Genomic DNA, 14,225 nt, shown 5'->3' on the forward strand with positions numbered 1-14,225 from the left:
CTTTATTTCTAAATTGCTAACTGTTAACTGTTCATTGTTAACTGAAAAAGGCACCTTGTAGCTCAACACTTTTCGTGACAGTTATTCACATATTCTATGAATATCCAGAAATAAATTACCGTATATTAATTCATTTCTTCGGCTATAATACCTTTGTGTATAAATCATTGCCTACCGACTCCTTATACCTACTCTTTATTACAGCACCTCTACCCCAGGTCATGTTATATTCTCGTAATATTCTAAAATTCTATTCCTTGAAACTTATAATAGTTACTATTATATTATTAAACTATTAAAAATATGATACCATATTTTTTCCTTAAATCAACACTTTTTTTAAATTAAATGAAACTCGATTCGCATTCGTTCACTGAGCACGCGATTCTCACTTATCTTTTATTCACTTCTATATTTATCCATGAGGCTTCCCATAATACTTGCTGAAGTTGGTGGTGTAAAAGTTATGGCATTAGCTCCGGCTTGAATTGTATCATAAATTGACTCTTCACTTGGTCCACCAGTAGCTATTATAGGAAACTCTGGAAACCTATTTCTAATATTTCTGACTATATTAACTGTTTCTTTGCCACCTGAAACATTTAATATAGTTGCTCCAGCTTCGATTCTTTTAGCAATATCTTCATCTTCTGAAATAACAGTTACTATAACTGGTATATCTATAGTCGCTCTAATTTTTTTAACAATTTCATTAGTTGTAGGCGCATTTACTACTACTCCCATAGCACCTTTAAACTCAGCATCCATAGCTAAATTCACAACCCTTTTACCTTGCGTTATTCCTCCACCAACACCACAAAAAACAGGAACATCTGCTGCCATAATAAGAGCTTGTGTTATTAGAGGTTGTGGTGTAAATGGATACACTGCTATAATAGCATCTGCATTACTATTTCTTATTAATGCAACATCCGTGCTGAATAATAATGACTTTATTCTTTTTCCAAAAATCGTAATTCCGCCACAATTTCTTATGACTGCTGGAACCTCTATCACATGATTTCTAAGTGTACCTTTTATTTGAGGAATAAATTTCGCCTCTTTACTTACCATAATTCTTATCCCCTCCTCATTATTTATTTTGAATATGTTTAATTTGGCTTACTAAACTTTCATAATTACATTTTACTATATAATAATTTTCTTTAATTGTGAACACTTTTGTTATTTTTTAAATCATTAATACAATATATTATACTCCTTTATATTCTTTCTTAAAGTTAATTTTTATCTTTAAAACTTATCCACAATATCCACAGTATTTATCCACAAAAGTGTGGATATTGTTTATAATTATTACTTTCCATCTAATGCACTTAACAACATTTATTTAAAACAGTCACTATGAAAATAACTTTTATAGTGAGGTTAACTCATATTCACGAGTTAACCAAGTTTGAGGACCCAAATCAAAGGAAACTTGACTCACATTTGTTCGCTGGAGAAGTTCAAAGAGCAAGATTACTTATAACTTATCCACAATCATTATATAGTTATCAACATCATGACTAATCGTTGTAACTTACTAGCTTAATCCCCCATATTTATAGACATACATGCAGTACTTATCCACATACTTATTCACAGTGCTTGTACAATTCCCATTTTTTATTTATATCAGACCTTAAGAATTTCTTAATACTTTATTATTTTACCATATAATACCTTAATAAAATATTAAACTGTGTCCTAATATATTGTACTATGCCCTTTCATACCATATACTTTTAATCGAGAAATATTTTTTAATAAATATAATCATTAAACATGAAATCTAGCTTATTCAATATATACCATAAAAATTAAAGGGGGCATATTTTAATGAACCAAAATGAATTTTTCAATGTTTTAATGGATGGTTTAAAAGACTTTCCCGAAATAAAATTACAAGATATTATTTCCTATTATGAAAATAACTTTAGGGTTGGATTAGCTTCTGGAAAAACAGAACAAGAAATACTAAGGCAATTAGGTGATCCCAATTTAATCGTTAATAGATATAGGAATGAAGATTTAAAAACTCCTATTAATTCAGAATGTCTTACAAGTGATGCTGATATTACTCCTATTAATGATAAGAATTCCATCACTGACATAATTTCTGATAATAATAATTCTATAAACAATTATCCAAATTCTATTGATGAACCAGCTATAGTTACTGATAATACTTACACTGATATTTTCAATGATTTTAACACTAATGATAACTTAAACAATAATAATAATAATAAGGAAAATGACTTTGAAACTAATAACAAGTTGGATACTCTTAAAATTAATGATTCTTATAAAGATATTAATTTAAATTCTGATTTTTATAACCTTGATAATTCAAATGAATCAAATTTTAATTATACTGATGAAAGTGGTTTTAATTCTAATAACGATAACAATGATTACTCCAATTATAATTCTAAGTTTAATAATAATCGAAGTTCAGATTCTAACTCAAGTAATTTTAATGACCAAATTTCTAAAAATAAGACCTCACAATTTAACGTAAATACACTTTTAAAAATTTCCATTATAATTTTAGCTTTAATAATATTCTTCCCAGTTATAACTGGAATTATTGGTTGCATTTTGGGACTTTTAGGAGCAGCTATAGGTATTTTATTGGGTAGCATTGGCTTATTAGTTGGCGGAACATTTACTAGTTTTATTGGAGGTCCTAATGTACCAATGTTTGTTGCTAATTTCCCATATCCAGTAATAGTTCTCTTTTCATTAGGATCAATTTCATTATCAATTATTTTATCACTAATATTTTATTATCTTTGCAAGTTCTTTATACACATATCAGTTAAATCTTTTAAATCACTTAAATCTAAAGGGGGTGCATTCTAATGGAAAAGAAGTTTATTTCTACTAATATGAAAATATTCATGTTAGTATTGCTCCTTTTATCTATTACCTTCTATGCTTCCGGATGCATTGTACTCGTACAAAGCGGTTATAAGCTTTCTGATTATGCCGATGAGCTTAATATAGACCCTAATAATTTAAAAGTCACTTTCTTTGATTTCAATGACTTTAATTTTAATGACTCTTATATATCAAAAGACTATACTATTAATGAGAATATTAATGAAATTGATCTTAATTTAAATTCTCAAGGCATTAAAATAGTTAATTATGATGGACAGGATTTGAAAGTACAAATTAAAAGCCATAGTACTATATCTAGTGAATTGCTTAAAGCTGAAAATGACAATAAATTAGTTCTTAATACTAGCTATGATACTCCAAGTAATGCTAATATCACCATAAGCATCCCTTATGGATTTAATGGCAGAGGTACCTTAAAAATCATTACAAGCAGTGGTGATATAAATATCTCTAATTTATCCATGAATACCTTAAATCTTTCTACAGCTAGCGGTGAAATAAATATTTCTAACTTAAATCTAAATTATTTAAGCTTAAATAGTTCTAGTGGCTCTATAAACTTCAATGCTATAACAACCTTAAATGAAACTAAGTTAATCTCTTCTTCTGGAAGCATTATTGGAAGTGGCGCTTTAGGAACTGTAAATGGTAGCACATCTTCCGGTGATATTGAATTGAAATTTAAAGATTCTCTAAGCAATACATCTTTAAGTACTGCCTCTGGTTCCGTAGCCTTATCCATCCCTAAAAATTTAGGCTACAAAATAAATTATGACACAATTTCTGGAGATTTAGACTCATCTCATAAACAATTATCTTCTGGTGATGAGAGTTCACTTATAAATATTACTACTACAAGTGGAGACCTTCATATAAAGTAAACTTATATATATCCGCATAAAATAATGGACATGTGTTTGTTAATGTTACCAAATATTTTCATGTAACATTTCACAAAAGCATGTCCCATTTATACTTTGGATATACTCTAACTATAATTTAAATTTAGAAATTATACTGCTTAATTCTTCAGCTTTAATAGCTTCTTTTCCTATTATTTCTACTACTTGTCTCATAGCAATTGATGTCTCACCTATTCCTTGTTGTATATTATGAGTACTGCTTGAAACTGCTTCTGAGTTCTTAGCAGTACTTGATATTGCGGCACTTACTTGTTCAACTGATGAATTTACTTGTTCAGACATCTCAGCTATTTGCTGTGACATTTCACTTATAAATTCTCCATCTTCATTATATTTAACTGCAACATTTCCATAATCCTTTAAATCTTCACTTACATTAGTTTTAATAAATTTAAGCATTTCCTTACTATTTTCTGAAAGATTGTTAAATGCCTTTTCTACTCTCTCAATTGTACTTTGAATTGTGACTACAGATGAAGATGACTCTTCTGCAAGCTTTCTTACCTCTTCTGCAACTACTGCAAATCCCTTACCTGAATCTCCTGCTCTAGCTGCTTCAATTGCTGCATTTAATGCAAGAAGATTTGTTTGTTCTGCTATAGCTGCTATTGAATCTGCCATTATTTTTATTTCTTCAACTACTTTTGATTCCTCAACAGCTTTCTTTATATATTTCTCTTTTTCATAATATACATTTCTTGTATTCTCAATTGCTTTCTTACTATTAACTTCTACAGCCTTAGCTCTTTCCTTTATATTACCTGAGTTTTCATTTCCTGTTTCAGCTCTTGCTGCTAATTCTTCCATATTGGCAGTTACTTGTTGAATTGATGCGTAAATCTCTTCAACATTTCCACTATTTGCTTGGGTATTTGAATCAACCTTTACAAATTCTAAGTTTATTTCGTCTAAGCTTACTGATAACTCTTGAACTGTTGCAGATGCTTCTTCGCTTAATGAAGATACCTTTGTTGCATTATCAGCACATATTCTTATCAATTCTCTAAGATTTTCTTGTGCTTTATTTAAAGCTATCCCAATTTTTCCAAATTCATCACTTTTAGTAATTTTTATATCTGTCGTAATGTCATATTCAGCCATTCTCTCTGCTAGCGCATTTATTTTCCTTAAGGGTTGCATTATTGTAATACTAGCTGCAAATGATAGAATTGTAACTATTATTACAGAAATTACTATAACTATAATTGCCACTGTTGAACTCGTCTTTATTGCTATTCCAATTCCTATTCCAATTCCTATTAAAATTACAAATTGCATCATTATCTTTGCTCTAAGGGATAAAAATGATTTAATCTCCTCTTTTACTTTTTCTTGCATAATTAAAAATCCTCCTATTATTTGATAAATGTCTATGATAATAAATTTATTTTGTTAAATAAAATACGTATTATGTAAATCTAATTCTATTATGTCTCATATATGAAAAATAATATATATATAATCACATTACGGACTATACATTACAATATCATGTCTATTTGCTCCTTTCAACCAAATAATCTAAAATTTTAGATTATATTAAGATTTATCACATTTATTTATATTATAAATTGAAATACTAATAAATAACATTGTATATTATTATAAACATTCAATTTATTAAGGCTTCTCTAAGTGTATTTCCATTAAATATTATGCTATTTTTATTATCATAATTAATTCGTACTTTAATAAATATTTCGTCCGTATTTAGCTATAATGTGATAAAATTATACTATACAAAATATGAATTGGGGGCTAAAAATATGATATCAAATAAGATGAAATCCCTTGTTTCAAATAGTTCTATCATAAGAGCTATGTTTGAAGAGGGCAAAAGATTATCCGAAATTTATGGAGAAGAAAATGTTTTTGATTACAGTATAGGTAATCCAAACGTTGAACCTCCAGAAAGTATAAAAAAGGTTATCTCTGAAATTTTAGATGAAGAAAAACCAAATTATGTTCATGGATATATGAACAATGCTGGTTATGAAGATGTTAGAGATGACATAAGTGCCTTTTTAAATAAAAAACATGATCTAGATCTTTCTAGAAATAATATTGTTATGACTTGTGGGGCTGCAGGTGGATTAAATATAATTTTGAAATCAATTTTAAATCCTGACGATGAAGTTATTACCTTTGCGCCATACTTTGGGGAGTATAAAAATTATGTTCAAAATTTTAATGGTAAGCTTGTAATTTCTCCAACTGACACTGAAACTTTTGAACCCGATTTAAAAACTTTAAGTTCAGTTATCACTTCTAAAACTAAGGCTTTAATATTAAATAATCCAAACAATCCAACTGGTGTTGTTTATTCAAAAGAAGTAATACAAGCTTTAGCTAATCTGCTAAGCGAAAAACAAAAAGAATTAAATACAACTATATATTTAATATCAGATGAACCCTATAGAGAAATAGTTTATGATAATATCGAAGTTCCTTGTCTTTTGAAATATTATCCTAATACTTTTATAGGATATTCTTATAGTAAATCATTATCTTTACCTGGCGAGCGTATAGGATATGTGGTTATTAACACATCAATGGATGGTTTTGACGAAGTGACGTCTGCTTTGAACATTGCAAACAGAATTTTAGGTTTCGTTAATGCCCCATCCCTATTCCAAAGAGTAATTGCAAAATCTTTAGATGCAGAAGTTGATGTTAGTATATACGAGAAAAATCGTGACCTTTTATATAACCATTTAATATCTCTTGGCTTTACTTGTGTTAAACCTCAAGGTGCTTTTTACCTATTCCCTAAATCACCAATTGAGGATGATGTGAAATTCTGTGCAGATGCAAAACAATTTAATTTATTACTTGTTCCAGGTTCAGCATTTGGATGCCCTGGTCATGTAAGATTAGCTTATTGTATCTCATATGAAAAGATTAAAAACTCATTTCCAGCATTTGATAAATTAGCTGTACTATATAACTTATAAATATTAATATAAAAACTGCACTTATGAGGATAGCCCCCATAGGTGCAGTTTTCACCTTTGGGTTAAAAACGTATTTTTCTTAACGTTTCGTAAAGTTAAGAAAAAATCTATTGTTAATATAATTGAAAAAAAACAAGCTCCTATGATTAAAGTCTTTTCTGATGCTTTATAAATGTTATACACAGCTGGTTGCAAAAAGTAAACACCTATAAAACTAAGTAATGTCCAATATAAAGAAAATCTAAGGGTTACGAATCCATGAATATTATATTTTAAATTTGAGTAATCCCAATAAGCTTTATTAAATACATGCTTTAACACATATCCACTTATATATTCTACTGTTGTTGGAATCAAAAAACATAATAATACTAAAGGAATTCCATCAATATCTAATATTTGATTATATAAAATCAAAATTGTACTTGCAATACCATACATTGGCTTAACTGGTCCTTTTAAAAAACCTTCCTTTTTAATTTTTTTAACAGTTACATAAGAATACACTTCTTCTATAATCCAACCTATAAATGAATAAATAATGAAATTGAAAGTCATATAAAATAATAAATTCATACTATTACCACCTTATTCTACAAATATACCCAACTCACATTCGTTCTCTTCTTATGTTAGTATTTGTAGAATAATTATCTTTTATCCAATAATAAATAAGACATATTGACAATTAATCTAAATAGAAGTAAGATTTATTCAGAATTTAAATTGAGTTAAATTTAATTTCATTAAACTATTGGTAAAATTAATTTAAAAATAAATATATAATGGAATTCATTATATGATTCATGGTGATATTACTTATACAGACGAAGCTTTAAGACAAAATCAATTATCAGTAGTTTTTGAAGATAAAGAATTAGCAAAAGAAACATTAGAAAATGTTAGAACTTTTATCAAATCAAATAATACTGTATATTTATCAACTCATACTCCAGAAGGCTTAACTTCATTAAAAAATAACACAATCATGAAATTATAATTAGAAATTTAATAAAAACCATATAAATATCTAATAACTATTTCTTTATGACTAATTTGAAATATAAAAACTTATAAACCCTAGTCACCTCTTAAAATCTATTTCCATGGTGACTGTTTTAAATAAATGTTGTTATAATCACGCGACTCATAGCAACATTTATTTAAAACACTCCATATGGAATTGAAACAGTATATATTACTTCCCTCCAATAAATTAATTTTCTGTTTTTCGGCTGCCTGTTTAGTTATCTTTAGATACTTATTTCTTAATACTTATTTTCCAGTAATTATTTTTTAACATTTATTTTTGATTATGCTGAAAAAACTCGTATCTGTTATAATAAGATTATCGAATTATTCTTAGCCTCAGATTAAAAATAATATATATTGTAAAATGATTTCTTCATGAAATTTATGTTTTGCTTATTTATTTAAAATTTTGTGAATTTCTAAATATGATATTCATCTGAGCCTTAGAAAAAATTATATTGGGAGGCTTATTTACATATGGAAAAAATTTATTATGATGACCAATACCTTAAGGATTTTACTGCTGAAATTGTTGATATAAAAGAAATTGAAAATACATTTCACGTTATATTAGATAAAACAGCCTTTTTCCCAGGTGGTGGCGGACAAAGCTGTGACCTTGGAAATTTAGGAGATCAAAAAATCCTTGATGTTTATGAAAAAGATGAAATTATTTATCACGTGGTTGAAAAGAAACCAATTAAAATACATAAGGTTAAATGTGAAATTGACTGGCCTAGAAGAGCAGATTACATGCATCAACATTTAGGTCAACATATTTTATCTGGTTCATTTTATAATCTTTTTAATGCAAATACATTTGCAATACATTTAGGTAGCGATATAAGTTCTGTTGATATTTTAGGAATTTTAAACGAAGCTCAAGTGAGAGAAGCTGAAAGGCTTGCAAATAAAATCATAGGTGATGCCCTAGCTGTAGAATCTTTCATTCCAACTAAAGCGCAGCTTAAAAAGTTATCTCTTAGACGTGCTCTTCCAAACGTTGTGGACGACATTAGAATTGTTAAAATAGATGATTTTGATATTAATGCTTGTTGTGGTCTTCACCCTGCATCAACTCAAGACCTTAGGCTTATTAAAATAAAAAGATTTGAGAAACACAAAGATGGAACAAGAATAGAATTCTTAGCTGGCGAACGTGCTGTTTCTGATTCTTTTAAAAAAGATGAATTCCAAAATTCTATATGCAAATATTTGAATTCCAACGAAGATGAAGCGATAAATGGAATAAAGAATTTAAATGAAAACTTACGTGAAGCTAATGAAAATAATAAAAACCTTAATATTTTATTAGCTAAATATCAAGTTAAAGAAATTCTTGAAAATGCAATTAAAGTAAAAAATATTAAAGTCATAAAGGAAATATTTAATGGTGAAAATCTAAAATATATAACCACTCTAACTTCTAAGCTTGTTGAAAATGAAAATACAATTGCTTTAATGGCAGTAAAATCTGATGACAAGGTTAATCTACTATTCGCATGTTCTAAAGATGTTAAAGAAGTAAAAATGAATGACCTCTTAAAAGATGCTATATCTCTTATTGATGGTAAAGGTGGCGGAAGTCCTATCTTGGCTCAAGGTGCTGGCAAAAATAATGCAAACCTTGAAAGTGCCCTAGACTACGCCATAAGCAAAATAACACAATCTTTTAATTAATACAAAGATAGATGGGACTGTAGATAGATTTCCTCGTAAACTCGTACTTATGTATAACTCGGTGAAATTCAATGCATATTTGTTCTAGTTTCCTTAAGAAAATTTATTTCTATGATGATTTTATGATTTCAATAATTTGTTCTCTTGCTTTTTTTGATTCAGGAAAGAAAAGCAAGGGCCAAATATGAAGCATTGAAGGATATTCATAATAGTTTATCTTTATTCCTTTTTGCTCTGCTATGATTTTTAACTTCTTGGCATCTGGATATAATATATCATTAGTCCCTGTGAACAAACTAATTTTCCCAAGATCTTCAATGTCACCGTAAATCGGGCTAACCAAGTAATGTTTTGAACCCTTTTCTCCTCCATACCACTTACCAATATTAATTAATGAAGGTACTGCTAACATTAGGTCAAGTTTCTCTACTTCAGGTATTTCAGGATTGCAAAGTGACATATCTAAAGCTGGTGATATAAGAATTATGTTCCCAGGCTGTGGCAAGTTCTTTTCTTTTAAAAGCTCTGCTAAGGCAAGGCTCATACCCCCACCTGCCGAATCACCCATGATTACTATATCCTTAAGTTTTACCTCTGAAATAATATGATTATATATTGGAACAATCATATTAAATACGTCTTGGTGTTCATGTTTCGGTAATAAAGGATAAATAGGAATAGTTATTGTGCATCCCAATTCATCTGATATTTTTTCCAAGAATTCCCAATGCATGATATTAATTTCATATACATATCCTCCTCCATGAAGAAAAAGAATATGTTTTTGTCCTACATCTTTTAATGGTTTCATTATATAATAACAATAACCATTTATATCATTTTTGATAATATTAAATCTATTCTTGATTACTTTAGGCGGCTCATGACTTTCTGATAATTGCCTTTTTTCTATACTATCTCTAAGCTCATTACCAGTTAATTGCCACATTTTATTTAGTTTAATGATCCGCAATATAATTTTTGCTAACTTACTTCCAATGCTCTCCATATTATCTCCTTTTCAAATTTCACTTATACCTTCAATTATATACCAAAACAATAATAAAGGTCATGCTTATGTATAATGTTGCATGTTCGGATTTATCTGTAAATATTTTTTCAGTAGAAGTTCACAGATAAATCCTCAGCAAACATAACAAATGCGTGACCTTTATTTTGGTTGTATATACACATAAGCGCATGTTATATTTTAAATCCTTCTATTAGATTATTTAAGTCTTGTGCAAGTATAGCTTGGCTTTCAGCAGTAGCTGCAACTTGTTCCATGCTTATAGTTGTTTGTGTTATACCCTCTAGGATCTTTGATGAATTCTTTGTTGATTTATCTGAATTAGTTGCCATATTCTCAACAATTGAATTTATTTCATCTATTGAAGCATTTAGTTCCTGTGACATAGCTGCAATATCTTCAGATATGGTACTTATCTCTTCTATAGCCATCTCTACATAAAAATTTATATTAAATAAAAAAGTCATTATATTTTTCTAAATCATTTTTCCTACATGGTAGTAATGATTAATTAAAAATATAATGACTATATTGGTAATGTTACAATGATCTATTCTTCAATTTTGACTACATCATAGCCTTCTTCTTCAATTGCTGCCTTTAATTCTTCGTTACTATTTGTAGTTTCAACTATTGCACAGTTATTTTCAAGGCTAACTTCTACTGAAGTCACTTTGTCCAAGCCCTCTAAAGCCTCCTTTACATGACCTACACAATGTTCACAACTCATTCCTTCAATTAATATTTTCTTTTTCATACTTATCCCTCCATATTTTTAAATTAATTTATAATCCTTTATCAATTCATAATTATGAATTGTAAATTGATACTATACTTTGAAATTTCTTAGTCTTAGTGCATTTGTAAGTACTGAAACTGAGCTTAAGCTCATTGCTGCCGCTGCTATCATTGGATTTAGTAATGGCCCTCCAAATATATGAAGAACACCCATTGCTACTGGGATTCCAAGTACGTTATATCCAAATGCCCAGAATAAATTTTGTTTTATATTTTTAATGGTTGCTTTGCTTAATTTAATTGCTGTTATAACATCCATCAAATCACTTCTCATAAGGACTATATCTGCAGATTCAATTGCAACATCAGTACCTGATCCTATTGCAATTCCAACATCAGCTTGTGCTAAGGCCGGTGCATCATTTATTCCATCTCCAACCATAGCTACTTTTATATTTTCTCCTTGAAGCTTTTTGACTTCATTTGCTTTATCCTCTGGTAAAACTTCTGCGAGCACTATGTCAATTCCAACTTGCGCAGCTATAGCATCTGCTGTTTTCTTATTATCACCAGTAATCATAGCAACCTTTATCCCCATTTTATGAAGGGCTTCTATTGCACTTTTACTACTTGGTTTAACGGTATCTGCAACAGCTACTATCCCTCTTAAAATATTGTCAATTGATATATACATAGGTGTTTTTCCTTCATTTGCTAATTTATCAGAATCTTTGGCTAAAACATCTATATCTATTCTTTTTTCATTCATTAATTTTTTATTTCCAACTAAAATAGTTTTACCATCTATTTTAACTTCTATTCCATACCCTGGAATTGCATTAAATTCTTCTATTGATTTAAGTTTTAGATTCTTTTCTTCTGCGCCTCTTACTATGGCTTCACCTAATGGATGTTCTGATCCCTTTTCAGCACTTGCTGCTAAAACTAATATTTCATTTTCTGAAATTCCATTAGTCAAAACATCTGTAACCACAGGTTTGCCTTCTGTAATTGTACCCGTTTTATCAAATACAATGGTCTTAATTTTATGTGTTATTTCTAAAGCTTCTCCACCTTTTATTAATACACCATTTTCAGCACCTTTACCGGTTCCGACCATTATTGCTGTTGGTGTTGCAAGGCCTAGTGCACATGGACAAGCTATTACAAGTACTGCAATAAATATTGTTAGTGCAAATACGGGAGTTTCTCCAAAGCTTAACCACCCTACAGCTGATATTATAGCTAAAATAATTACTGTAGGAACAAAATAAGCTGAAATAACATCTGAAAGTTTTGCTATTGGTGCCTTTGATCCTTGTGCATCTTCAACTAACTTAACAATTTGAGCAAGTGCAGTATCTTTTCCAACTTTTATAGCTTTGTACTTAATAAACCCTGTTTTATTAATACTCGCTCCTATTACATTACTTCCAATGCTCTTTTCTACAGGAATACTTTCACCTGTTAACATTGATTCATCAATTGCTGTACTTCCCTCGACAACTTCCCCATCTACTGATAACTTTTCACCTGGTTTAACTAAAATGATATCCCCAACTATTACCTCTTCAGCAGGAACAATTACTTCCTTACCATCACGTATAATTGTTGCAGTTTTAGGTGCGAGTCTCATCAATGATTTAATAGCTTGTGATGTCTTCCCTTTTGAAACGGCTTCTAAGTATTTACCTAGAGTTATTAAAGTTAAAATAACTGCTGCTGATTCAAAATATAAATGCATAGCATATTCTGTCTCTCCAATATTTATCTTATAAATACCAAATAAACCATATATAAATGCTGCAAGTGTACTTATAGCAATGAGAGAATCCATATTAGGACTCAATTTAAATACGTTTTTAATACCAATAGTATAAAACTTATATCCCATTATCATTACAGGCAGTGTCAACACTACTTGAATAATTGCAAAATTTAATGGATTCATCATGGAATCAATTATATGCGGAAGTGGCATCCCAAGCATATGACCCATAGTTATTATTAAAAGTGGAACTGTAAAAATTAAAGATACTATAAATCTAAAAAGCAGTATTTTACTTGCTTCTAACTTTTTCTTTCCTGTTACTTTTTCTTCTTCCTTAATTAATTTGTATCCAGCCTTATCTACAGCCGCTTTAATTTCACCATATCCAATTTCATCTTCATCTATATTTACAGTAAGTTTTTCAGTTGCAAAATTAACAACAGAATTTTCAACTCCATGAAGCTTCTTTGTAACTCTCTCAACCCTGTTAGCACATGCAGAACATGTCATTCCTTCAACCTTAAAAGTATAAGTCTTTATATTCTTCTTAACACCATATCCTGCTTTTATTACTGCCTCTTCAATGCTTTCATTATTTAACTTTGTTTCATCAAATTGAACACTTAGAGTTTCTGTAGCAAAATTAACATTTGCATTATCTACGCCATCTAATTTCCCAACAAACCTTTCAACCCTATTTGCACATGCAGAACACGTCATTCCTTCAATTTTAAGTGCTTTTTTATTCATAATTAATTTTCACCTCTTTACTTATTCAATTGACAATGTAGAATTTACAATTGACAATTAATGATGATATTCCTTCTGAATATCTTATTTAGAAAGTATTTTTTCTAAAACCTTGTTAAATTCTTCTATTTTTTCTTCTGGATTATTATTAAGACAAGCTTCCTTGACACAATGACGTAAATGCCCCTGTAAAATCATCAAATCTGCTTTTTTTATTAAAGATTGTACTGCTAGCAATTGATTGGCTACATCTATGCAATATCTATCGTCTTCAATCATTTTTATTATACCTTCAATTTGTCCCTTTGCAGTTTTCAATGATTGAACTGCTTTTTTTCTTTCTTCACTCATGTTATTTCTCCCCTCCCCCCTCGGGGGTGTTACTTAATATTATTATATATCAACAATTCATTTTGTCAATGTTATTTTTATTT

Annotated in this window: 13 protein-coding genes and 1 riboswitch; of the genes, 5 read left to right on the forward strand and 8 right to left on the reverse strand. The window is 29.2% G+C overall.

Annotated features, from left to right (window positions below; translation table 11 throughout):
• Positions 1-50: 50 nt before the first annotated feature.
• Positions 51-220, reverse strand: a riboswitch (Lysine riboswitch).
• A 179-nt stretch (positions 221-399) separates the two neighbouring features.
• Complete coding sequence (locus psyc5s11_RS25625; RefSeq protein WP_224035276.1) at positions 400-1,074, reverse strand: beta/alpha barrel domain-containing protein; 675 nt, start codon at positions 1,072-1,074, stop codon at positions 400-402.
• Positions 1,075-1,842: 768 nt separating this feature from the next.
• Between psyc5s11_RS25625 and psyc5s11_RS25630 the strand changes: the two genes are divergently transcribed.
• Both psyc5s11_RS25630 and psyc5s11_RS25635 read left to right on the forward strand, forming a co-directional pair.
• The gene (locus tag psyc5s11_RS25630) at positions 1,843-2,871 is read left to right on the forward strand and encodes a DUF1700 domain-containing protein (RefSeq protein WP_224035277.1); all 1,029 of its coding nucleotides are present in this window, start codon (positions 1,843-1,845) and stop codon (positions 2,869-2,871) included.
• Complete coding sequence (locus tag psyc5s11_RS25635; protein ID WP_224035278.1) at positions 2,871-3,794, forward strand: DUF4097 family beta strand repeat-containing protein; 924 nt, start codon at positions 2,871-2,873, stop codon at positions 3,792-3,794. The genes psyc5s11_RS25630 and psyc5s11_RS25635 overlap by 1 nt, the downstream gene beginning before the upstream one ends.
• A 111-nt stretch (positions 3,795-3,905) precedes the next feature.
• Here psyc5s11_RS25635 and psyc5s11_RS25640 read toward each other — a convergent pair whose 3' ends face one another.
• A complete protein-coding gene (locus psyc5s11_RS25640) occupies positions 3,906-5,174 on the reverse strand; it encodes a methyl-accepting chemotaxis protein (protein ID WP_224035279.1) in 1,269 nt (422 codons plus the stop codon).
• 428 nt (positions 5,175-5,602) lie between these two features.
• Between psyc5s11_RS25640 and psyc5s11_RS25645 the strand changes: the two genes are divergently transcribed.
• Positions 5,603-6,790 (forward strand): pyridoxal phosphate-dependent aminotransferase, encoded by a 1,188-nt coding sequence (locus psyc5s11_RS25645; protein WP_224035280.1) that lies wholly within the window; start codon positions 5,603-5,605, stop codon positions 6,788-6,790.
• Between the two features lie 51 nt (positions 6,791-6,841).
• Here psyc5s11_RS25645 and psyc5s11_RS25650 read toward each other — a convergent pair whose 3' ends face one another.
• Positions 6,842-7,366, reverse strand: coding sequence for a putative ABC transporter permease (locus psyc5s11_RS25650; RefSeq protein WP_224035281.1), 525 nt, complete (start codon positions 7,364-7,366; stop codon positions 6,842-6,844).
• A gap of 223 nt (positions 7,367-7,589) precedes the next feature.
• On the opposite strand from psyc5s11_RS25650, the gene psyc5s11_RS25655 reads away from it, so the two are divergent.
• Both psyc5s11_RS25655 and psyc5s11_RS25660 read left to right on the forward strand, forming a co-directional pair.
• Entirely contained in the window at positions 7,590-7,790 is a 201-nt protein-coding gene (locus psyc5s11_RS25655) for a hypothetical protein (protein WP_224035282.1), read from the forward strand.
• 509 nt (positions 7,791-8,299) lie between these two features.
• Positions 8,300-9,502: an alanyl-tRNA editing protein gene (locus psyc5s11_RS25660; RefSeq protein WP_224035283.1), complete on the forward strand. Its 1,203-nt coding sequence runs from the start codon at positions 8,300-8,302 to the stop codon at positions 9,500-9,502.
• A gap of 109 nt (positions 9,503-9,611) precedes the next feature.
• Here psyc5s11_RS25660 and psyc5s11_RS25665 read toward each other — a convergent pair whose 3' ends face one another.
• From psyc5s11_RS25665 to psyc5s11_RS25685, 5 genes are all read right to left on the reverse strand, one after another.
• Positions 9,612-10,511 carry an alpha/beta hydrolase fold domain-containing protein gene (locus tag psyc5s11_RS25665; protein ID WP_224035284.1) on the reverse strand — a complete coding sequence of 300 codons (900 nt, stop codon included), beginning with the start codon at positions 10,509-10,511 and terminating at the stop codon, positions 9,612-9,614.
• Between the two features lie 194 nt (positions 10,512-10,705).
• Positions 10,706-10,999 (reverse strand): hypothetical protein, encoded by a 294-nt coding sequence (locus psyc5s11_RS25670; RefSeq protein ID WP_224035285.1) that lies wholly within the window; start codon positions 10,997-10,999, stop codon positions 10,706-10,708.
• Positions 11,000-11,082: 83 nt separating this feature from the next.
• Positions 11,083-11,289 carry a heavy-metal-associated domain-containing protein gene (locus tag psyc5s11_RS25675; RefSeq protein ID WP_224035286.1) on the reverse strand — a complete coding sequence of 69 codons (207 nt, stop codon included), beginning with the start codon at positions 11,287-11,289 and terminating at the stop codon, positions 11,083-11,085.
• Positions 11,290-11,361: 72 nt separating this feature from the next.
• Positions 11,362-13,791, reverse strand: coding sequence for a heavy metal translocating P-type ATPase (locus tag psyc5s11_RS25680; RefSeq protein ID WP_224035287.1), 2,430 nt, complete (start codon positions 13,789-13,791; stop codon positions 11,362-11,364).
• A gap of 84 nt (positions 13,792-13,875) precedes the next feature.
• Complete coding sequence (locus psyc5s11_RS25685; protein WP_224035288.1) at positions 13,876-14,142, reverse strand: metal-sensing transcriptional repressor; 267 nt, start codon at positions 14,140-14,142, stop codon at positions 13,876-13,878.
• Between the last annotated feature and the right edge of the window lie 83 nt (positions 14,143-14,225).

Origin of the sequence: Clostridium gelidum (assembly GCF_019977655.1) — a bacterium.
GTDB classification, from domain to species: Bacteria; Bacillota; Clostridia; order Clostridiales; family Clostridiaceae; genus Clostridium; species Clostridium gelidum.

Excerpts from the sequence above, each read along its gene's own strand:
- psyc5s11_RS25650 (WP_224035281.1), bottom strand. The coding sequence starts at position 7,366 with ATGAATTTATTATTTTATATGACTTTCAATTTCATTATTTATTCATTT.
- psyc5s11_RS25660 (WP_224035283.1), top strand. The coding sequence starts at position 8,300 with ATGGAAAAAATTTATTATGATGACCAATACCTTAAGGATTTTACTGCT.
- psyc5s11_RS25630 (WP_224035277.1), top strand. The coding sequence starts at position 1,843 with ATGAACCAAAATGAATTTTTCAATGTTTTAATGGATGGTTTAAAAGAC.
- psyc5s11_RS25640 (WP_224035279.1), bottom strand. The coding sequence starts at position 5,174 with ATGCAAGAAAAAGTAAAAGAGGAGATTAAATCATTTTTATCCCTTAGA.
- psyc5s11_RS25675 (WP_224035286.1), bottom strand. The coding sequence starts at position 11,289 with ATGAAAAAGAAAATATTAATTGAAGGAATGAGTTGTGAACATTGTGTA.
- psyc5s11_RS25680 (WP_224035287.1), bottom strand. The coding sequence starts at position 13,791 with ATGAATAAAAAAGCACTTAAAATTGAAGGAATGACGTGTTCTGCATGT.
- psyc5s11_RS25685 (WP_224035288.1), bottom strand. The coding sequence starts at position 14,142 with ATGAGTGAAGAAAGAAAAAAAGCAGTTCAATCATTGAAAACTGCAAAG.
- psyc5s11_RS25635 (WP_224035278.1), top strand. The coding sequence starts at position 2,871 with ATGGAAAAGAAGTTTATTTCTACTAATATGAAAATATTCATGTTAGTA.
- psyc5s11_RS25665 (WP_224035284.1), bottom strand. The coding sequence starts at position 10,511 with ATGGAGAGCATTGGAAGTAAGTTAGCAAAAATTATATTGCGGATCATT.
- psyc5s11_RS25625 (WP_224035276.1), bottom strand. The coding sequence starts at position 1,074 with ATGGTAAGTAAAGAGGCGAAATTTATTCCTCAAATAAAAGGTACACTT.
- psyc5s11_RS25670 (WP_224035285.1), bottom strand. The coding sequence starts at position 10,999 with ATGACTTTTTTATTTAATATAAATTTTTATGTAGAGATGGCTATAGAA.
- psyc5s11_RS25645 (WP_224035280.1), top strand. The coding sequence starts at position 5,603 with ATGATATCAAATAAGATGAAATCCCTTGTTTCAAATAGTTCTATCATA.
- psyc5s11_RS25655 (WP_224035282.1), top strand. The coding sequence starts at position 7,590 with ATGATTCATGGTGATATTACTTATACAGACGAAGCTTTAAGACAAAAT.